This window comes from Streptomyces sp. NPDC045967, from assembly GCF_056430495.1.
Genome location: NZ_JBWKLE010000008.1, coordinates 78,083 through 97,018 on the forward strand (window position 1 = coordinate 78,083; position 18,936 = coordinate 97,018).

An 18,936-nucleotide genomic window follows, 5' to 3' on the forward strand; every position below is an offset into this window, starting at 1 on the left:
AGCCTACGAGCTGAGTGATACCGCCCGTAATGCACCATCCTTGCACATTGCCGCACGATCGTTGCGCGGATCTGTCCCGGATGGTCCTTTGTTGCGCGAGGATGATCGATCGCTGCACGGGGGACCTCGAACGGCGTTCTTGACAGCTCATCAGCTGTCCCGCAGCGTGCCGCCATGGACCTGGATCTGTGGCAGGACCCGCAGCCCTTCCTGCGGGGAGTGGCCTGGCTGGACAAGGGGCGGCCGGTACGGGCCGACCCGGCCGACACCATGCGCCTGCCCTGGGACACCGGCGAGCGGGCCACGCTGCCCATCGGGGTGCGGCTGGAGTTCACCACCGACGGCGCGCGGGCGGTGGAGATCCGCTACCGGGCCACCCTGCCCGGCCCCACCGACGCCCTGCGCGACCTCGCGCACGGCTTCGCCCTGTGGGACCGCCACGGGGTGGTCCACGAGGTGTTCACCGAACCGGCCGCGGAGGCCGTCGTACGGATGGAACTGGGCGGCGGACAGGGCCCGTTCATCATCTACCCGCCCGAGAACCAGTCCCCGCTGATCCTCGGCCTGCGCGGGATCGGCGGCCCGCTCACCCCCGCGCCGCCCGCGCCGCGCTGGGTGGTGCACGGGGACTCCATCACCGAAGGCTGGTGGTCCACCCGGCCCGCCCACGGGTGGCCCGCCGTCGCCGGCCGGGCCCTCGGCTGGGACCCGGTGAACCTCGGCTACGCGGGGGCCGCCCGCGGCGAGCTCGCCAGCGCCGAACAGCTCGCCGCCCTGCCCGCCGACGTCCTCACCCTCGCCTTCGGGACGAACTGCTGGACCCGGGTGCCCTTCACCGCCCCCCTGCTGTACGAGACGACCCGCGCCTTCCTCGACCTGGTCCGCCAGGGGCATCCGCGGACCCCGCTCCTGCTGCTCTCCCCCCTCCTGCGGCCCGACGCCGAGCGCACCCCGAACCGGCTCGGCGCCACCCTGGGCGCCCTGCGCGACGCGATGGAGCGCGCCACCCGGGACCGGATCGCCGCCGGGGACGAGCGGCTCACCGTGCTCCCGGGCCGTGACCTGCTCGGCCCCGAGCACCTGGCGGACGGGCTGCACCCCAACGACGACGGACACCGGGTCCTCGGCCTCGCCGTGGCCACGGCCCTGCGGCGGGCCGGGTTCGCCGCAGGGTGAGCGGCGGCCGGTGCGCGGCGGCCGGAGGTGCGGCGGCCGGAGGTGCGGCGGGCGGTGCGCGGCGGGCCGGGTTCGCCGCAGGGTGAGCGGCGGGCGGAGGTGCGGCGGCCGGTGCGCGCCGTTCCGCCCCGGCGGGAGCTCTCCTACACTCCCCGCATGCTGCGCGTACTGGCCGTCGACGACGAGAAGCCGCTCCTGGAGGAGCTCCTCTACCTGCTGCGCTCCGATCCGCGGATCCGCAGCGCCGAGGGCGCCTCGGACGCCACCGAGGCGCTGCGCCGGATCACGGTCGCGCTGGAGGCCGGGCCGGACGGCGCGGACGGCATCGACGTGGTCTTCCTCGACATCCACATGGCCGGGCTGACCGGACTGGACATCGCCCGACTGCTGGCCGGGTTCGCGCGGCCGCCGCTGATCGTGTTCGTCACCGCGCACGAGGGGTTCGCCGTACAGGCCTTCGACCTCAAGGCGGTGGACTACGTGCTCAAGCCCGTGCGCCCGGAGCGGCTGGCCGAGGCGGTGCGCCGGGCCTGCGCACTGCTCGGGCGGCCCGCGGAGGCAACGGCGCCTGCGCTGCCCGCCCCGCCCGCGCTGTCCGCGCGGCAGGGGGCCGAGGCCGCCGCCGACCGCGCGCCGGACCAGATAGCGGTCGAGCTGGGCGGTGTCACGCGGTTCGTGGCCATCGCGGACATCGCCTTCGTCGAGGCGCAGGGCGACTACGCCCGCCTGCACACCGACGGGGGCAGCCATCTGGTCCGCATCCCGCTGTCCACACTGGAGGAGCGGTGGGCGGCGCGCGGGTTCGTGCGGATCCACCGCCGGCACCTGGTGGCCCTGGGCCGCATCGACGAGCTCCGGCTGGAGGGCGGCACGACGAGCGTCCGGGTGGGGACGGCGGACCTCCAGGTGAGCCGCCGCCACGTGCGGGAGCTGCGCGACCTGCTGATGCGGCAGGCGACGGGCTGAACGGACCGGCCGCCGTACGCCTTCCCGTGCGGGCGGCCGTACGCCACGGCGCGGGGCCCGTCCGGCGGCGGTCGGGTGACCGTCCGGCGGCGGCGGGCCGCCGTTCGCCGCACGGCGCGCGGCACCGGGCGATCCGGCGCAGCGGTCCGCCGCTGGCCGCCCCCGGCCCGCGTATCGTGGATCTTCCGGCGCGGGAGGAGCGCGATGTCCGAAATCCAAGCCCTGCTCGACGCGTTGAGCGGGCTGCCGCGCGGCGTGCCGGCCGGGCCGGCCGAGGCCGAGGCGCTGCTGGCGCGGCTCCGCAGTGCCGCCGCGCGCTGGGCCGACGTCCTCTACGAGGCGGGCGAGGGGGTGCGGGGACGGGTTCCGCCGCGTGCGGAGGCCGCGCTCACGCTGGCCTTCCGCCGGGCGGAGGAGTCGTACGTGGAACTGGAGATCGCCCTGCGCGACTGCGCGGAACACCGCGACCCGGCCGTCTGACCCCCGAGGGTCCGCGGCGGTCTCCCGGTCACGGGCGGGCGCGGGAGCGCCGAGCGGCCCCCGGGCGGCGCACGGGCCGGAGGGCGCCTGTCGCGCGGCCGGGGGCGTGCATAGACTCCCGTCACCTCCCCCGGCCGAAGGACCACCGTGAACCAGACGTACGCGCTGACCGCGGTCGCCGTCGTCGTCCTGGCCACCGTCCTCGTCGGCGCGCTCGGCCTGCGCATATCCCGGACCACCTCCGACTTCTACGTCGCCTCCCGCACCGTCGGCCCCCGCCTCAACGCGGCCGCGATCAGCGGGGAGTACCTCTCCGCCGCGTCCTTCCTCGGGGTGGCGGGGCTGGTGCTGCTCCAGGGCCCCGAGCTGCTCTGGTACCCGGTGGGGTACACCGCCGGGTACCTGGTGCTCCTCGCGCTCGTCGCGGCTCCGCTGCGCCGCTCCGGCGCGTACACGCTGCCCGATTTCGCCGAGGCCCGGCTGGAGTCCCCGGCCGTGCGCCGCATCGCGGTGCTGTTCGTGGCCGGGGTCGGCTGGCTGTACCTGCTGCCGCAACTGCAGGGCGCGGGCCTGACCCTGGAGATCCTCACCGGGGCCCCGCACTGGGCGGGCGGGGTGGTGGTGGCGTTCGTGGTGAGCGCGGCCGTGGCCGCCGGCGGGATGCGCAGCATCACCTTCGTGCAGGCGTTCCAGTACTGGCTCAAGCTCACCGCGCTGCTGGTCCCGGCCTTCTTCCTGGTCGCCGCCTGGGTCGGGGACGGTGCGCCGCGCGCCACCTTCGACGCTCCGGCCGTCTTCCGCGAGCACACCGCCGTGACGGTGGCCGAGGACGTCCGGCTGTCCGTGGGGGCGCCGCTCACGCTCACGGTGACCGGGCAGGTGGACGGCCGGACCTACGACGCGGTCCCGCTGGCCCTCGGGGCCGGGCAGCATTCCGTACGGGCCGGCGCGCGGCTGGAGTTCGCCCCCGGCGCCCCCGTCCCCGACACCCGGGCGGAGGCCGGCCTCGGCGTGTCGAGCTGGTCGGAGCCGCTGTCGGGGGACCGCTGGGAGCACCGGCTGTACGCGACCTACGGGCTGATCCTGGCCACCTTCCTGGGGACGATGGGCCTGCCGCACGTGGCGGTGCGGTTCTACACCAGCCCGCACGGGCGGGCCGCGCGACGGACCACGCTGGTCGTCCTCGGCCTGGTCGGGGTGTTCTACCTGCTGCCGCCCGTGTACGGGGCGCTGGGCCGGATCTACACGCCCGAGTTGGCCCTCACCGGCGACGCGGACGCGGCCGTGCTGGTGCTGCCCGATCGGATGCTGGGCGGGCTGCTCGGGGAACTGCTGGGGGCGCTGCTCGCCGGGGGTGCCTTCGCGGCGTTCCTGTCGACGGCGTCGGGGCTGACGATGGCGGTGGCCGGGGTGCTGCACCAGGACCTGCTTCCGGCGCGCGGGGTCCGCAGTTTCCGCTTCGCGGTGCTGCTCGCGGTGCTGGTGCCGCTGGCCGGGAGCGTCGCGGCCCGTGACGTTCCGGTGGCGGACGCGGTGGGGCTGGCCTTCGCCGTGTCGGCCTCCTCGTTCTGTCCGCTGCTGGTGCTGGGCATCTGGTGGCGGCGGCTGACCCCGCCGGGGGCGGTGGCCGGGCTGGTCACGGGCGGCGGGGCGGCGCTGAGCGCGGTGCTGGCGACCCGGGGCGGGCTGGCCCCGGTGGGCTGGGCGCACACGCTGCTGGCGTGGCCGGCGGTCTGGTCGGTGCCGCTCGGGTTCCTGACGATGGTGCTGGTGTCCCTCGGCACCCCGTCTCGGATCCCGGCGGGGACGGCGGCCACCCTGGCCCGGCTGCACCTGCCGGAGGACGTGGTGGCCGGGGACCGGCCGGGGGGAGGCGTGCGGTGAGCGATGCGGTCGTGGTGGCGCTGGCGGTCGCGGGCGGGGCCGTGCTGCTGGGCGCGGGCTGGCTGGGCGGCCGTCTGCAGGCCCGGCGCGGTGAGCGGGCGGCCGGCCTGGACCTGGGGACGCCGGTGGAGCGGGCCACGTTCCACACCCTGCACACGGCGTCGCTGGCCGCTCCCCCGCTGCGGGCCGGCCTGACCGAGGACGCCGCCCGCAAGGCCGCCCGGCGGCTGCGGTCGCTGCTGGGCACGGAGGCGCTGTGCCTGACCGACCGGGAGTCGGTGCTGGCGTGGGACGGCCCGGGCGCGGACCACCACGACCGGCAGGCGCTGGCCAGGGTGGCGGTGATGCTGGAGTCGGGGCGGAGCCAGAGCGTGCGGACCGAGTGCCAGCGGCCCGGCTGTCCGCTGAAGTGGTTGGTGGTCGCTCCGCTCACGGGTGAGGACGGGCTGCTGGGGGCGCTGGTGGCCTACGGGTCGCGGGAGTCCGCGGTGCTGGTGCGGGCCGCGACGGAGGTCGCGCGGTGGGTGTCCGTCCAACTGGAGCTGTCGGAACTGGACCGGTCGCGGACCCGGCTGATGGAGGCGGAGATCAGGGCGCTGCGGGCGCAGATCTCCCCGCACTTCATCTACAACTCGCTGGCAGCGATCGCCTCGTTCGTGCGGACCGATCCGGAGCGGGCCCGGGACCTGCTGCTGGAGTTCGCCGACTTCACCCGCTACTCCTTCCGGCGGCACGGTGAGTTCACCACGCTCGCCGAGGAGTTGCGCTCCATCGAGCAGTACCTGGCGCTGGCCGGGGCCCGGTTCGGGGACCGGCTGAAGGTGACCTTGCAGGTGGCGCCCGAGGTGCTGCCGGTGGCGCTGCCGTTCCTGTGTCTTCAGCCGCTGGTGGAGAACGCCGTGAAGCACGGCTTGGAGGACTCCCCCGAGGAGTGCCGCATCACCATCACCGCGCGGGACGCGGGCGCCGAGGCGGTGATCACCGTCGAGGACAACGGGGTCGGGATGGACCCGGCGCGGCTGCGCAGGATCCTGGCCGGGGAACGCGCCGGCTCCTCGTCGGGCATCGGCCTGCCCAACATCGACGAGCGGATCCGGCAGGTGTACGGGGACGCGTACGGGCCGGTGATCGAGACGGGCCTCGGCGCCGGGCTGAAGGTGACCGTGCGGATACCCAAGTACCGCGCGGGCGTGCACAGTTACCCGCCGCCCGGGCCCTGACGACCTACCGCCGCCCCGGTGGCCGGCCGCCGGACGGGAACGCCGCAGCCCCCGACCGGAGGGCCGGGGGCTGCGCAGTGCCGGCGGACCGGGCGGGTCTAGCTCCAGCTGGCGTGCAGCGGCTTGCCCTCCGCGTAGCCCGCGGCGGACTGGACGCCCACCACGGCCTTCTCCTCGAACTCCGCGAGGGAGCCCGCACCGGCGTAGGTGCACGAGGAGCGGACACCGGCGATGATCGAGTCGATCAGGTCCTCGACGCCCGGACGGGCCGGGTCGAGGAACATCCGCGAGGTGGAGATGCCCTCTTCGAACAGACCCTTGCGGGCCCGGTCGTAGGCCGACTCCTCCGAGGTGCGGTTCTGCACGGCCCGCGCCGAGGCCATGCCGAACGACTCCTTGTACAGGCGGCCGTCGGCGGACTGCTGGAGGTCGCCCGGGGACTCGTACGTACCGGCGAACCAGGAGCCGATCATGACGTTCGAGGCGCCGGCGGCCAGCGCCATCGCCACGTCACGGGGGTGGCGGACGCCGCCGTCGGCCCACACGTGCTTGCCGTACTTCTTCGCCTCCGCCGCGCACTCCAGCACCGCGGAGAACTGCGGGCGGCCCACGCCGGTCATCATGCGCGTGGTGCACATGGCGCCGGGGCCCACACCGACCTTGATGATGTCGGCGCCGGCGTCGATGAGGTCCTTGACGCCCTCGGCGGCGACGATGTTGCCGGCCACGATCGGGACCTGCGGGTCCAGCGCGCGCACGGCCTTGATCGCGCTGATCATCGACTCCTGGTGGCCGTGCGCCGTGTCGATGACGAGCGTGTCCACGCCCGCGTCGAGCAGCTGCTTGGCCTTGGCCGCGAAGTCGCCGTTGATGCCGACGGCGGCCGCGATGCGCAGCCTGCCGCCCGCGTCGGTGGCCGGCGTGTACAGGGTCGCGCGCAGGGCGCCCTTGCGGGTGAGGATGCCGACGAGCTTGCCGTTGCCGTCGACGGCCGGGGCCAGCTTGCGGTGGCCCGCGTCGAGCTTATTAAAGGCCTCGCGGGGATCGATGTCGGCGTCGATGAGCAGCAGCTCCTTCGACATGACCTCGGAGAGCTGGGTGAAGCGGTCCACGCCGGTGAGGTCGTGGTCGGTGACGACGCCGACCGGGCGGCCCTCGCCGTCGACGACGACGCCCGCGCCGTGGGCGCGCTTGGGCAGCAGGGACAGCGCGTCGGCCACGGTCTGGGTGGGCGCCAGCGTGATCGGGGTGTCGAGCACCAGGTGGCGGGTCTTCACCCAGGAGATGACGTCGGTGACGACCTCGATCGGGATGTCCTGGGGGATGACGACGATGCCGCCTCGGCGGGCGACGGTCTCGGCCATCCGGCGTCCCGCGATGGCGGTCATGTTCGCCACGACGAGCGGAATGGTGGTGCCGGTGCCGTCGGGGGCGGACAGGTCGACGCCCTGACGGGAACCGACCGCGGAACGGCTCGGCACCATGAACACATCGTCGTACGTCAGGTCGTACGGCGGCTTCTGGTCATTGAGGAAACGCACGTGCTGAACATCCCAGTCGATCGAAGGATCCATCTATGGCCTCGACAGGGCAGCCGAGGAAACGCACGTACTTCATTCTCCCACGACCTGGGGTTCCCACTCCCCGGGCCGATCGTCCGAGACATTCCGGACCCTCTGGTGGCTTCCTACGGGAGCTTCGGCCCGCGGGGCGGGAACGGGTGCGGGGGCGGACAGTGGAGGGGAGGGGGACCACCGGCCGGGCGGGAGGAGCCATGGCGAGGACGACGCGGGAAGAGACGCCGGTTGAGATCGAGGACGGCGCACTGGAGATCCGGACCGGGGAGATCGGCGGCGACCTCAGCGTGGGGTTCTTCCGGTTGCCCGAGGGCACGGACATGAGCGAGGCGCTCCGGGGGCTGGAGGACGACAGCTGCCAGTGCCCCCACTGGGGGTACCTGCTCAAGGGCCGCCTGAGGATGCGCACCGCCGACGGGGACGAGGAGTACCGGGAGGGTGACGCCTTCTACTGGGGGCCCGGTCACGTGCCCGTGGCACTGGCGGACACCGAGTACGTGGACTTCTCCCCGACCGGCGAGTTCCGCAAGGTCATCGACCACGTCAAGGGCCGGGCCGGGTAGCGCCCGGTCCGTGCCGGTCCGGCCGCGGCCGGACCGGGTCGGGGTCGACGGGTGGTGGGAGCCGGGTCGGCAGGGCGGGCGCGGAGTCCCGCGAGGCGCTGAGGAGCCGGGCCGCGTGGGCCACGCTCGCCAGGGTGGCGTGGTGGTGCCAGCCGCGGAAGGAGCGGCCCTCGAAGTCCCTGATGCCCACGGGCTCGCACGTCTGCGCGAAATCGAGGGAGACGCGGTCGGCGAGCCTGGCGAGCAGGAACAGCTGGGCGAGGGGCCGGTCGGCGATGTTGGTGAGCCAGAACTCCGCGGGCGGCGGGGCGGCTTCCGCCCAGGCAGGGAGTCGATGAGTTCGCGGGCCGGCGCGGTGTGCGGGCCGGGCTCGCGGCGGCCGCCGACGGAGACGGAGACGGGCAGCGAGCCGTCGACCTTGAAGACGAAGGGGATGTCGAGGCGGGCGAAGGACTCGATGCTCTGCTGGAGGTCGTCGCCCGCGACCTCCATCACCACGGGCCGTCGCCGGAGCTGCCAGGTGGCGGCCATCCGCCGCACGGCCTCCACGGCGTCCTGGGCGGGGGTGAGCGAGCGGGCGGTGTCGGGGATGCCGGCGCTGCGGCGGCGCAGGGGTTCGCCGGTCCAGGGGCCGGGGAGGGTGAGGACCCATTCGACCGGGTAGCTGGCTTCCCCGGACGCCAGCCATACTCCGGTGGCCTGCTGGCAGTTGGCGGTGCGGCCGAGCTGCGGGACGAACTGCCGGCCGACGCCGACCGAGTGGTCACCGGCCTTCTCCACGACCATGGGCCGCAGCACCCAGGCCAGCGGGCGCGGCGCGGTGCGTTCGAGGTGCTGTGCGAGGGAGCGGCGGACCGGAGTCCAGTCCCAGGGGGACTTGCTGATGAACTGCTGGAGGCTCTGCTCCACGGAACCGGCTCCCGATCCGGCGATGTTCCGGATGGTCTTCTTGCCTTCGGTCCGTACGAGGCCGTTCAGGTACACGCGGGCCCAGTTCCGCTGGTCCCGCCGGGGTAAGGATGCGAAGAGAAGAGGGACGAGGACGTCAACCGACGCGGAGATCCCCTTCGTGGAATCCGCCGGCAGGACTGCGCGAGCCATCTGGGCCTCCCCTGCGACCAGACCAGATCCGATACCTGCACGCCCGCTGAGGACGCCCCGGGGCCCGGCGGCCCCCCGGCCACCACGCGGGGACGATGGTCCGGCACGCCGCACGCACGGCCGCGACCCGCAGATCCCACGCGCACACGCCCCGGCGCCCGCCCGTACAGCCGGGGCGTCCGTGCGTCGTCCCCCGGCACACGCTACCCACATTCCTGCACCCGGCTGCCCGGAACCGGCCGCATGCCTCCGCAACCGGCCCCGTGTGAGCCACTCCGACCGCATCCGGCCCCCGCCGGCACTCGGCACGGAGCTCCGATCCTTCAGGCGCGGCGACGCTCGGCGCCCGTCGCCCCACCGGTGGCGGCCGGCTCCGCGAGCAGCACCGCCAGCGGCGGCCCCTCGCCCTCCCGCCAGAAGTCGACCGCCTCCTCCAGCACGTCCACGAAGACCTCCCAGTCCCCCGGCCGCTCGGCGGCGAAGCCCTGCCACCCGGTCACGGCGACCAGCCGCCCGCCATCCGGCCCCGAGCCGGGTCCCGAGCCGGAGGCCGACCGCCCGGTCTCCGGCAGCCACGACAGGTCCCGTAGCGCGTCGGCCAGCGCGTCCCAGTTCCCGCCGAACCACTCGGGCACCCGCAGCGCGTCCCCGCACCTGCGCATCAGAGCGGCCTTGCCCCGTACGCCGTCCAGGTCGAGCCGCAGGGCCGTCCAACCCGCCTCCTCGGCTGCGGCGAGCGCGGGGGCGAGCGGCTGCGGGTCCAGGGTCATCGGAGAACCGCCTTGAACGTGTCGTAGTGGTCGTCCGTGTAGTAGAACTCGCCACCCTGGCCCGTCACGATGCGCCGGGCCCCGCGATCCCGTTCCCCCGGGGTGCGCACGGTGAACTCGTGGTAGTAGCCGCGCTTCTGCCGGGGCAGGACCTTCTCGAAGTTCCCGAAGACCGTTCCGTCCTGTCGGTACGGGTACGGCCCGCCCTTGTCGATGAGCGCGAGCACGTCCCGGGCCTGCGGCGGCAGGGCGTCGGCCCGCACCGTGGCCATCCCCTTCGCCCACCCGGGCAGTGCACTGGGCGCGGCACTGGGCGGGGCAGCACTTCCGGCCGCACTGGGCGCGGCCGACCGCATACCGGCACTGGGCGCGGCGGACCCACCACTGGGTACGGCACCCGGAACCGCATCGCCACCGCACCCGGCCACGCCGACGAGCAGCGCGGCGCACAGGAGCACGGACCCCAGCGCACGCACCAGCGACCGGGGCACGCTCCAACGGATCATGCGCCGATCGTGCCAAATATCCGATTCGCTCGCGAATCGCGCCGTGCGGCGTTTACGACGTCAGAGCGCGGACATCTTGGTGTACGGGCTCAGGACGCGTTTCTGGACCGAACCGAAGTCGACGAGAACGGCGATCCCCTCCTCGATTCCGACGACACGGCCGAGGCCGTGCTCGTCGTGGGACACCCGGTCGCCGACGCTGAACTGCCTGATGGGCTGTTCCACGGGGGCCTTGAACGGGCTGGACGGCAAATGGCGGCGAGGTACTGCTGACTTTGTCATTGAGACCAGTATGCGCCCAGCAACCCGCCCTGCGGTCCGCCGTTCGGATCTCAATTCCGGCACCATCCGCTCCGGCGGCGCCTACAGGTCGTCCGGATCCGCCCGCTCGAGCGCCGGACGCAGCCCGGGCTCCGATTCGGTCAGCAGGTAGTCGGCCACGGCCGTGTCCGTGACCAGGCTGGTCACCAGCCCGGACCGCAGCACCGCCCCGATCGCGGAGGCCTTGCGCAGTCCGCCCGCGATGGCCACGACCTCCGGGATGCGCCGCAGCCGGTCGGCCTCGACGGTGATGCACCGCTCGCCGAGGTCCCGGCCGACCCGCCGCCCCTCGGAGTCGAACAGGTGCGCCGACATCTCGGCGGCCACGCCCAGCGAGGCGTAGTGCGCCCGCTCCTCATCGGTCAGCATGTCGTGCACGGTCGAGATGCCCGGCTCCCACGACCCGATGGAGACGGCCGCGACCGTCACCTTGTCGAAGTACTCGAAGGCACGCGCGATCCCGGTCTGGTTGCGCAGCGCCGCCGCGGTCGCCGGGTCGGGCAGCAGCATCGGCGCGTAGATGGGGTGCGCGTCCCCGCCCGACACCTGCGCCGCGCGCCGTACCGCCTCCACGGACCCCCGCTCGGCCGTCCCCGCGTCGTAGACACCGGTCAGCTGTACGACGGTGCAGGGCGGCAGCCGGTGCAGGGAGGCGGCCATGTGGATGGTCGAGCGGCCCCACGCCAGGCCCAGGACGTCGCCCTCGTCGACCAGCTCGCCCAGCAGATCGGCGGCGACCGCGCCCAGGTTCTCGGGGTCGGGCGCGTCCTCGGTGGCGTCGGCGGGCGACTCCACGACGACGGCGTGCCGCAGGCCGTAGCGGGCGCGGAGCGCGTCCGACCGCTCCGCGTCCAGTTCGGCCGGCACCCGGATCTCGATGCGCACGAGGTCGCGTTCGAGGGCGGTCTCCAGGACCCGGGCCACCTTGAAGCGGCTCACGCCGAACTCCTCGGCAATCTGGATCTTGGACTTCCCCTCGAGGTAGAAACGGCGCGCCATGGCGGCCGCCTGCACGAGCTCCGCGGGTCCCATCCGCAGGGCTGACCGTCCCGCCGACATTGCAGACACCGCGCTCTCCTCACTGCTGTTCACACTCTCGTGTTCACACTCTCGACTCGCCGTTCATCCTGTCAGATCCGACGGCCGTTGATCAGCCTGGACAGCTCCCGTTCACCGAGCTGTTCCCCCGCGCTCGGTTCAGTGGTCGCAGGCCCACGGCGCCACGGCGATCGCCGCGTCCGCCTGCTCGCGCAGGGTGCGCACGGCCGCGGCCGGGTCGACGGCTCCGTAGACCGCGCTGCCCGCGACGAAGACGTCCGCACCCGCCTCGGCGCAGCGCTCGATCGTCGAGGCCGAGACCCCGCCGTCGACCTGGAGCCACAGCTCCAGGCCGTGCTTGGCGATCAGCTCCCGGGTGCGGCGGATCTTGGGCAGCATGATGTCCAGAAAGGGCTGGCCGCCGAACCCCGGCTCGACGGTCATGATCAGCAGCATGTCGAGCTCGGGGAGCAGGTCCTCGTACTGCTCGATGGGCGTCGCGGGCTTGAGCGCCATGGCGGCCCGCGCGCCCTTCGCCCGGATCTCCCGCGCGAGCCGCACCGGCGCGGCCGCCGCCTCGGCGTGGAAGGTGACCGATCCGGCGCCGGCCTCGACGTACTGCGGGGCCCAGCGGTCCGGGTTCTCGATCATCAGGTGGAGGTCCAGGGGGGTGTCCGTGGCCCTGCTCAGGGACTCCACGACCGGCACCCCGAGAGTGAGGTTGGGGACGAAGTGGTTGTCCATCACATCGACGTGCAGCCAGTCGGCCCCCTCGACGGCCTTCGCCTCCTCGGCGAGTCTGGCGAAGTCGGCGGACAGGATGCTGGGAGAAATCTGAGCGGCCATGCCCCAAGCGTGCCATGCCCCCGCACGCTTCCGGCCATGACCCCGGAACTCGTCTTCCTGTAGTGCGACTTAAGTGATCATGGACGACGCTTCAGCCGCCCTGCGCGGCCCGCTCACCCGGCCACCGCGCCGGAGCCGGCCGGGTGCGCCGTCCTCGGCCTCCGTGAGCGACCCGAGCAGCCGGTAGGCCGCATGATCAGCCGGCGGTGTTCGCCGGCCACCTCCCGCGCCCTGCTTCCGACCACCCCCACGCCCTGTCCCCCGCCCCTCGCCTTACCTTTCACCGGCCCGCGTCGTCGGACTGTGACCTATCGATGATCCACTGCCCGAGGGCGGAAGAGGAGACCCCGACATGGCCACCGAGGCGACGATGACGACCGCTCAGCACGGTTCTGCGTTCCCGAGAGCCGCGATCGGCATGCAGACGCTGACGATATTCCTCCAGGCCGTCTCCGCCGGCCTGCTGCTGACCTCGTCCTACGGCGAGGTGCTGCACGGTGTCGGCGCCCGGGTGATGTACGGGGCGTCGATGCTGTACGTCCTCGCGGCGGTGCTCGCGTGGAAGCCCGGCGGCGCTTCGCCCCGGCACGCCTGGTACGCCACGGGCTTCCTCGTACTCGCCTCCGCCCAGGTGGTGCTCGGGATCGCGCGCGTCCCCTCGCTGCACGTCCCCCTGGGCGTGCTGATGTTCGGGCTGAGCGTGCTGGCCCTGCCGCAGCGCGCTCCGCTCCGGTGAGCGGGACCCCGCCGGCGGGCGGGTTCCGCCCGGTGGACGGCTTCCGGGCCGCCCCCGCGGCCCGCCCCGCCCTGCCCGTCGATACGGCTAAGCCGTCCGCCTCAGCAGCGCCAGGTACATCGCGTCCGTCCCGTGCAGGTGGGGCCACAGCTGGACGTCCGGGCCGTCGCCCAGGCCCGGGACGCCCGCCATGAAGGGCCTGGCGTCGAGGATGTCGGCCGACACCGGTTCCATGCCCGCGCCGCGGCCCTTCAGGACGTCGTCCACGACCACCCGCGTCTCCGCCAGGTGCGGCGAGCACGTCGCGTACCCCACGACGCCGCCGACGCGCACCGCCGAGAGCGCCTCGCGCAGCAGCCCGCGCTGGAGCGGCGCGAAGCCGTCCAGGTCTTCCGGCCGGCGGCGCCAGCGGGCCTCCGGGCGGCGGCGCAGGGCGCCCAGACCGGAGCACGGCACGTCCACCAGGACGCGGTCGAACGAGCCGGGCAGCCACGGTGGCCGGGTGCCGTCCGCCGCGATGACCTGGTACGGCCCGGGGTTGCCCGCAAGCGCCCGTTCCACCAGGCGCGCCCGGTGCGGCTGCTTCTCGGAGGCCAGCAGGAACGCGCCGCGCTGCGCGGCCAGCGCGGCGAGCAGCGCCGCCTTGCCGCCCGGGCCCGCGCAGCCGTCGAGCCAGCGCTCGTCGCGGCCCTCGACCGGTACCGCCGCCAGCGCCATCGCGACGAGCTGGCTGCCCTCGTCCTGCACGCCGGCGCGCCCGTCGCGCACGGCCTCCAGCGCGCCGGGTTCACCGCCCTCGGCCATCCGTACCGCGTACGGCGACCAGCGTCCGGGGAGCGCGGACTCCTCGCCCACGGCCTCCAGCAGCTCCTCGGGGGTGGACCGCCCCGGCCGTGCCACCAGGGTGACCTCGGGCCGCTCGTTGTCGGCCTCCAGGAGGTCCTCGATCCCGGCGCGCCCGCCGCCCAGCGCGTCCCACAGGGCGCTGACGACCCACCGCGGGTGCGAGTGCCAGACGGCGAGGTGCTCCTCGGCGTCGTCCTCGTACGGCGGCGCGACCCGCTCGAGCCAGCCGTCCAGGTCGTGCGCGGCGATCTTGCGCAGTACGGCGTTCACGAACTTCGCGCGCCCGTCCCCGAGGACCACTCGGGCCAGTTCCACGCTCGCCGACACGGCGGCGTGGGTGGGGATGCGGGTGCCGAGCAGCTGGTGCGCGCCGAGCGAGAGCACGTCCAGCACGGGCGGGTCGACCTCCCGCAGCGGGCGGTCGATGCACGCCTTGATGATTGCGTCGTAGGTGCCCTGCCGGCGCAGCGTCCCGTAGACCAGCTCGGTGGCCAGTGCCGCGTCCCGCGCCTCGAAGTTCTCGTCCTGGCGGGCCTTGCGCAGCAGGGGCGGCAGCACGAGGTTCGCGTAGGCGTCGCGTTCGTCCACCGCCCGCAGCACCTCGAAGGCCAGCATCCGGACGGGGTCCTTCTGGGGCCGCCGGTAGGGCCGGGCCGGCTTCTTCGGCTTGCCGCCCGCGCCTGCGGCGGGACGGCTACGGGGCTGTTCGCTCACGTGAAAGGTGCTCCGGAGGTACGAGGTACTGGCGTTGCCTGAGTTACTGGAAGCGGTGGGACCGCTGGACCGGCTCGGGTGGGATCAGCCTACGTCCGTGCCGCCGACGCGCTCGCCGGGCGCGATCCGCACCCCGCGGGCCCAGTCGGCGCCGCGCATCGGCTTCTTGCCCTGGGGCTGGACCCACAGCAGTTCCACGGCGTGCGAACCGGTGCCGACGTAGACGTTGTTCTTGGCCGGGGCCAGCACGCCGGGCGCCAGGTCCGTACGGTCCGGCACCAGGCCCACCGAGATCAGCTTGAGGCGCTCCCCGCGGAAGACGGTCCACGCGCCCGGGGCCGGCGTGCAGCCGCGCACGACGCGGTCGGCGCGCAGGGCGGGGGCCGTCCAGTCGATCCGGGCGTCCTCCACCGTGATCTTGGGAGCGAGGGAGATCCCCTCGGCGGGCTGCTCGACGGCGCGCAGGGTGCCGTCCTCGATCCCGTCCATCGTCGCGGCCAGCAGCCCGGCGCCGGCGAAGGCGAGCCGGGTGAGCAGGTCCCCGCTGGTGTCGGTCGGGCGGATCTCCTCGGTCAGGATCCCGTAGACCGGGCCGGAGTCCAGACCTTCCTCGATCTGGAAGGTGGAGGCGCCGGTGAGCTGGTCCCCCGCCATGATCGAGTGCTGGACGGGCGCCGCGCCGCGCCAGGCGGGCAGCAGCGAGAAGTGCAGGTTGACCCATCCGCGCCGGGGGATCTCCAGGGCGCTCTTGGGGATCAGTGCCCCGTAGGCGACGACGGGGCAGCAGTCCGGGTCGATCTCGCGCAACCGTGCCTGGAAGTCGGGGTCGCGCGGCCGGACCGGCTTGAGCACCTCGATGCCCGCCTCCTCGGCGCGCTCGGCGACGGGGCTGGCGACGAGCCGGCGGCCGCGGCCGGCGGGAGCGTCGGGCCGGGTGACGACGGCCGCGACCTCGTGCCGCCCGGAGGCGATGAGGGCGTCCAGGGCGGGCACGGCGACTTCGGGGGTGCCTGCGAAGACGAGCTTCACTGGGTCCTACCTCGCTCTCTCGGCTGTCAGCAGCGCACCAGTCTATGGGGCGGGCGCCCGGGACCGCACCGGTGGGCGACCGGGGGCGTGCGCACGCACACGCGCCCCTCGCATATACCGACACGCCCCCCGAGCGTGACCTGTTCGCCGGGTGGGGCGTTGGTCAAGAGAGATTGACCCCAACGGGCCGCCTTCGCGCACGGTTGCCGCGGCCCGATCCGCCCTTCAGCACCGGTTCGAGAGGCTTCTTCATGGCCGACCACGCCACCCACGACGCCCAAGCCCGGGCCAGCCTGCACCTGCTGGTGCGAGACATCGAGCGGGTTCGCCGGCAAGTGGATGCCCTGCGTACGCTCACCGCCCAGCTCGGCAATGTGTACCGCCCGCGCCGCTCCGGTCCCTCCACGGGTTTCGTCGTCTACGGCCGGGCGCCCGCGCCCACCGTGCGCCTCGCCCAGGAGCTGCGGGACAGTGTGGAGACGCTGGTCACCGCGGCCGTGGACTTCGACCGCTCACTCGGCTTCTCGTGGGACGCGGTCGGCTCGGCGCTGGGTGTCACCAAGCAGGCGGTGCACCGGCGCTACGGGGCGCGCCGCGCGCAGGCCGCCGAGGCCGCGGAGGTGCCGGCCGAGGCGACGACGACCAGGACCATGGGTCCGCTGCCGACGATCCCTGCGGCCCGGTCGGTCCCGCCGCAGCCGGTGCGCGAGGAGTCCCAGGCCGTGACGGCCCCCCGCTCCCCCGCCTTCCCCGGCCCCCGCAACGGCTGACCCCGGGCGTCGGGTCGCCGACCCCCGACGCCTGCCGGACACCGCCGCCCGGCGCTCCCCGCGCCCATGCCCGTGCCCGCGAACGCCGGGCGGAGCCGATGTGCCGGCTCCGCCCGGCGTTCGTGTCGTTCATTCGTGTTGTTCATTCGTGTTGTTCAGAGGGCCCGGAGCCCCGACGCCGGTTCGGGTCGCAGCCCCGCCGGTCCGGTGGGCCGTCAGCCGATCTCGAGCGGGTCGATCCTGACCCGCACGGCGTCCGCCGCCGGGACCCCGCGCGCCATCCGCGCCGCCTGCGCGGCCTTCAGGGCCGCCGCCAGCGCCGCCCCGCTCCCCGGCGGTACCCGCACCAGCGCCCGCTCCCCCGGCGACGGCTCGCCGCGCCGCCCCGGCAACGGCACCGGGCCCAGGATCTCCGCGTCCGGCGGCAGTCCGGCTCCGGCGAGGAACGCCTCCACCGCCTCGCCCCGGCCGGCCACCGCCGCCATCCTGGACACCGGCGGGAACCCGAGCTCGGCCCGCTCCGCGAGTTCCCGGACGGCGTGTCCGACCGGGTCCCACCGCACCAGCGCCTGGACCGGCCGCAGCGTCGGCTCGGCGACGACCACGACCTGCCCTTCCCCCCGTACCAGCGAGGCGGCGGCGATCCAGCGCCGCAGCGCGTCCTCCCCGGCCCGCAGATCGGGGCGGGACAGCATGGCCCAGCCGTCCAGCAGCAGGGCCGCCGCATACCCGGCGCCGGCCGCGACCGGTTCGGCGCCGGGAGTGCTCACCACCAGCGCCGGCCGGTCCGGCACCTCGTCCAGGACGTGGTCGCGCCCGGAGGTCCGTACGGGCACGGCCGGGAAGGCCCGGCCCAGTTCCTCGGCGGTCCGCCGGGCGCCGACGACCTGGGCCCGCAGCCGGAAAGAGCCGCACTCCTCGCAGTGCCAGGAGGGTTCGGGCCGCCCGCACCAGCCGCAGGTGAGGTCCTGCGCGTCGGGCGCCTCCAGCGGCCCCGCGCAGGCCGTGCAGCGGGCCGGCGTGCGGCACCGCTCGCACGCCAGCCGGGGCACGTAGCCGCGCCGCGGCACCTGGACCAGGACCGGCCCGGTCTTCAGGCCCTCGCGTACGGTCTCCCACGCCAGGCTGGGCAGGCGCGCGGCCCGGGCCGCCTCGTCGCGGGCCAGCAGTTCGTCGCCCACCGTCCTGATCCGCGGGGCGTACTGCCGCACCGTCTCCCGGTCGGCGACCAGCGGCCGCGCCCACCCTGTCTCGACGAGCTGGGCGGCCTCCACGGTGCAGCTCGTGCTCCCGGCCAGGAAGCCGCAGCCGTCGCTGACGGCGCGCAGTTCCAGGACCTCGCGGACGTGCGGGAAGGGGGCGCGGTCGTCGCTGTGGCTGGAATCCCCGTCGTCCCAGACGGCGACCAGTCCGAGGTCCCGTACGGGCGCGAACATGGCCGCGCGCGTGCCGACGACGGCCCGCACCGAGCCCCGGCTCACGGCGAGCCACTGCCGGTAGCGCTTCTCCGGCCCGGACTCGGCGGTCAGCAGCGCGTGCCGTCCCGTGCCGAGCAGCGCCGTGAGCGCGGAGTCCACGCGCGCGGCGGTGCGTCCGTCGGGTACGACGGCGAGGGCTCCCCGTCCGGAGGCGAGGGTCGCGGCCATGGCGCGGGCCAGCTCGTCGGCCCAGCCGGGGCCGGGCAGGGCGGTCCACACGGCGCGCGGTGCGGCGCCGGTGGCGAGGGCCCGCAGGAAGGCGGGGCCCGCGCCGTAGCGCTGCCAGCCGGCCGGTTCGGGGGCGGCGGGCGGGGGCAGCGGCTCGGGTGACGGCTTGGCCTCGGCGCGGGCGCTGCGCGCGGGCAGCGCGAGCTGGAGTACGTCGGCCAGGCTGCCCGCGTACCGGTCGGCGACGGCCCGGGCGAGGGCGAGCATGCGCGGGGTGAGCACCACCTCGGGCGACACGACGTGGGCGAGGGCGGCCAGCGCCCCGTTGTAGTCGGACTCGGCACGCCGTTCGACGATGAAGCCGTCGATCAGGCCGCCGCCCTCGCGCCGGCCGCCGTGCACCTGGTGGGCGCCTGCCCCGAAGCGGACCCGGACGCGCACGCCGGGCTGCGCGGCCTCCGAGAGTTCGGCCGGGACCGCGTAGTCCCAGAGCTGGTCGAGGTGGAGCACGCCCTTGTTCACGAGGACGCGGGCCACGGGACGTTCCTCGGCGAGGGCGGCGCCGCGCCAGGTGCGGGGCTTCGCCTTGGGCGCCTTGGCCTTCGCCTCGGCGACCATCTCCCGGATCAGCGCCAGCTGCTCCGGCGGGGAATCGTTCGCGCTGCTCACATCAGCATTCTTACCAAAGACCTCTGACAGGCAGGGCATGCGGACGGCCCCGGACCACAGGGGTCCGGGGCCGTCCGT

The 18,936-nt window shown here is 74.5% G+C and carries 18 protein-coding genes and 1 pseudogene; 8 read left to right on the forward strand and 11 right to left on the reverse strand.

Annotated elements, in window-relative coordinates:
• Nucleotides 1–174: 174 nt before the first annotated feature.
• From AC07FY_RS18050 to AC07FY_RS18070, 5 genes are all read left to right on the forward strand, one after another.
• Entirely contained in the window at nucleotides 175–1,176 is a 1,002-nt protein-coding gene (locus AC07FY_RS18050; RefSeq protein ID WP_479007282.1) for a GDSL-type esterase/lipase family protein, read from the forward strand.
• A 156-nt stretch (nucleotides 1,177–1,332) separates the two neighbouring features.
• Nucleotides 1,333–2,142 (forward strand): LytR/AlgR family response regulator transcription factor, encoded by an 810-nt coding sequence (locus tag AC07FY_RS18055; RefSeq protein WP_479007285.1) that lies wholly within the window; start codon nucleotides 1,333–1,335, stop codon nucleotides 2,140–2,142.
• 204 nt (nucleotides 2,143–2,346) lie between these two features.
• Nucleotides 2,347–2,622 carry a hypothetical protein gene (locus tag AC07FY_RS18060; protein WP_479007287.1) on the forward strand — a complete coding sequence of 92 codons (276 nt, stop codon included), beginning with the start codon at nucleotides 2,347–2,349 and terminating at the stop codon, nucleotides 2,620–2,622.
• 147 nt (nucleotides 2,623–2,769) lie between these two features.
• A complete protein-coding gene (locus AC07FY_RS18065; RefSeq protein ID WP_479007289.1) occupies nucleotides 2,770–4,506 on the forward strand; it encodes a sodium/solute symporter in 1,737 nt (578 codons plus the stop codon).
• Nucleotides 4,503–5,726 (forward strand): sensor histidine kinase, encoded by a 1,224-nt coding sequence (locus AC07FY_RS18070; protein WP_479007292.1) that lies wholly within the window; start codon nucleotides 4,503–4,505, stop codon nucleotides 5,724–5,726. Before AC07FY_RS18065 ends, AC07FY_RS18070 begins: the two co-directional genes overlap by 4 nt.
• Before the next feature lie 98 nt (nucleotides 5,727–5,824).
• On the opposite strand, the gene AC07FY_RS18075 is transcribed toward AC07FY_RS18070, so the two are convergent.
• Nucleotides 5,825–7,300 (reverse strand): GuaB1 family IMP dehydrogenase-related protein, encoded by a 1,476-nt coding sequence (locus AC07FY_RS18075; protein WP_479007295.1) that lies wholly within the window; start codon nucleotides 7,298–7,300, stop codon nucleotides 5,825–5,827.
• Between the two features lie 200 nt (nucleotides 7,301–7,500).
• On the opposite strand from AC07FY_RS18075, the gene AC07FY_RS18080 reads away from it, so the two are divergent.
• Nucleotides 7,501–7,866 carry a cupin domain-containing protein gene (locus tag AC07FY_RS18080; protein WP_479007298.1) on the forward strand — a complete coding sequence of 122 codons (366 nt, stop codon included), beginning with the start codon at nucleotides 7,501–7,503 and terminating at the stop codon, nucleotides 7,864–7,866.
• Here AC07FY_RS18080 and AC07FY_RS18085 read toward each other — a convergent pair.
• The 7 genes and pseudogenes from AC07FY_RS18085 to rpe all read right to left on the reverse strand — a co-directional run bounded on the left by AC07FY_RS18085 (nucleotide 7,847) and on the right by rpe (nucleotide 12,448).
• Nucleotides 7,847–8,056, reverse strand: coding sequence for a hypothetical protein (locus AC07FY_RS18085; protein ID WP_479007301.1), 210 nt, complete (start codon nucleotides 8,054–8,056; stop codon nucleotides 7,847–7,849). The two genes, AC07FY_RS18080 and AC07FY_RS18085, sit on opposite strands and share 20 nt — an antisense overlap.
• 164 nt (nucleotides 8,057–8,220) lie before the next feature.
• A pseudogene (locus AC07FY_RS18090) lies at nucleotides 8,221–9,252 on the reverse strand (IS701 family transposase); the annotation flags it as partial.
• Between the two features lie 38 nt (nucleotides 9,253–9,290).
• A complete protein-coding gene (locus AC07FY_RS18095) occupies nucleotides 9,291–9,737 on the reverse strand; it encodes a barstar family protein (protein ID WP_479007303.1) in 447 nt (148 codons plus the stop codon).
• Nucleotides 9,734–10,243: a guanyl-specific ribonuclease gene (locus tag AC07FY_RS18100; RefSeq protein WP_479007306.1), complete on the reverse strand. Its 510-nt coding sequence runs from the start codon at nucleotides 10,241–10,243 to the stop codon at nucleotides 9,734–9,736. Before AC07FY_RS18100 ends, AC07FY_RS18095 begins: the two co-directional genes overlap by 4 nt.
• Before the next feature lie 60 nt (nucleotides 10,244–10,303).
• The gene (locus tag AC07FY_RS18105; RefSeq protein ID WP_329387870.1) at nucleotides 10,304–10,525 is read right to left on the reverse strand and encodes a CarD family transcriptional regulator; all 222 of its coding nucleotides are present in this window, start codon (nucleotides 10,523–10,525) and stop codon (nucleotides 10,304–10,306) included.
• Nucleotides 10,526–10,606: 81 nt separating this feature from the next.
• Nucleotides 10,607–11,623 carry a sugar-binding transcriptional regulator gene (locus AC07FY_RS18110; RefSeq protein ID WP_479007611.1) on the reverse strand — a complete coding sequence of 339 codons (1,017 nt, stop codon included), beginning with the start codon at nucleotides 11,621–11,623 and terminating at the stop codon, nucleotides 10,607–10,609.
• A 138-nt stretch (nucleotides 11,624–11,761) separates the two neighbouring features.
• Nucleotides 11,762–12,448, reverse strand: coding sequence for a ribulose-phosphate 3-epimerase (gene rpe, locus AC07FY_RS18115; protein WP_479007309.1), 687 nt, complete (start codon nucleotides 12,446–12,448; stop codon nucleotides 11,762–11,764).
• A gap of 352 nt (nucleotides 12,449–12,800) precedes the next feature.
• Here rpe and AC07FY_RS18120 point away from each other — a divergent pair, with 352 nt between their 5' ends.
• Entirely contained in the window at nucleotides 12,801–13,184 is a 384-nt protein-coding gene (locus AC07FY_RS18120; RefSeq protein ID WP_479007312.1) for a hypothetical protein, read from the forward strand.
• 87 nt (nucleotides 13,185–13,271) lie between these two features.
• Here the strand turns inward: AC07FY_RS18120 and AC07FY_RS18125 are convergent, their stop codons facing one another.
• Both AC07FY_RS18125 and fmt read right to left on the reverse strand, forming a co-directional pair.
• Nucleotides 13,272–14,744, reverse strand: coding sequence for an RsmB/NOP family class I SAM-dependent RNA methyltransferase (locus AC07FY_RS18125; protein WP_479007315.1), 1,473 nt, complete (start codon nucleotides 14,742–14,744; stop codon nucleotides 13,272–13,274).
• A gap of 84 nt (nucleotides 14,745–14,828) precedes the next feature.
• A complete protein-coding gene (gene fmt / locus AC07FY_RS18130) occupies nucleotides 14,829–15,773 on the reverse strand; it encodes a methionyl-tRNA formyltransferase (RefSeq protein ID WP_479007318.1) in 945 nt (314 codons plus the stop codon).
• A gap of 251 nt (nucleotides 15,774–16,024) precedes the next feature.
• On the opposite strand from fmt, the gene AC07FY_RS18135 reads away from it, so the two are divergent.
• The gene (locus AC07FY_RS18135) at nucleotides 16,025–16,543 is read left to right on the forward strand and encodes a hypothetical protein (protein ID WP_479007321.1); all 519 of its coding nucleotides are present in this window, start codon (nucleotides 16,025–16,027) and stop codon (nucleotides 16,541–16,543) included.
• A gap of 215 nt (nucleotides 16,544–16,758) precedes the next feature.
• On the opposite strand, the gene AC07FY_RS18140 is transcribed toward AC07FY_RS18135, so the two are convergent.
• On the reverse strand, nucleotides 16,759–18,897 hold the full coding sequence (locus tag AC07FY_RS18140; protein ID WP_479007324.1) for a primosomal protein N': 2,139 nt from the start codon (nucleotides 18,895–18,897) through the stop codon (nucleotides 16,759–16,761).
• Between the last annotated feature and the right edge of the window lie 39 nt (nucleotides 18,898–18,936).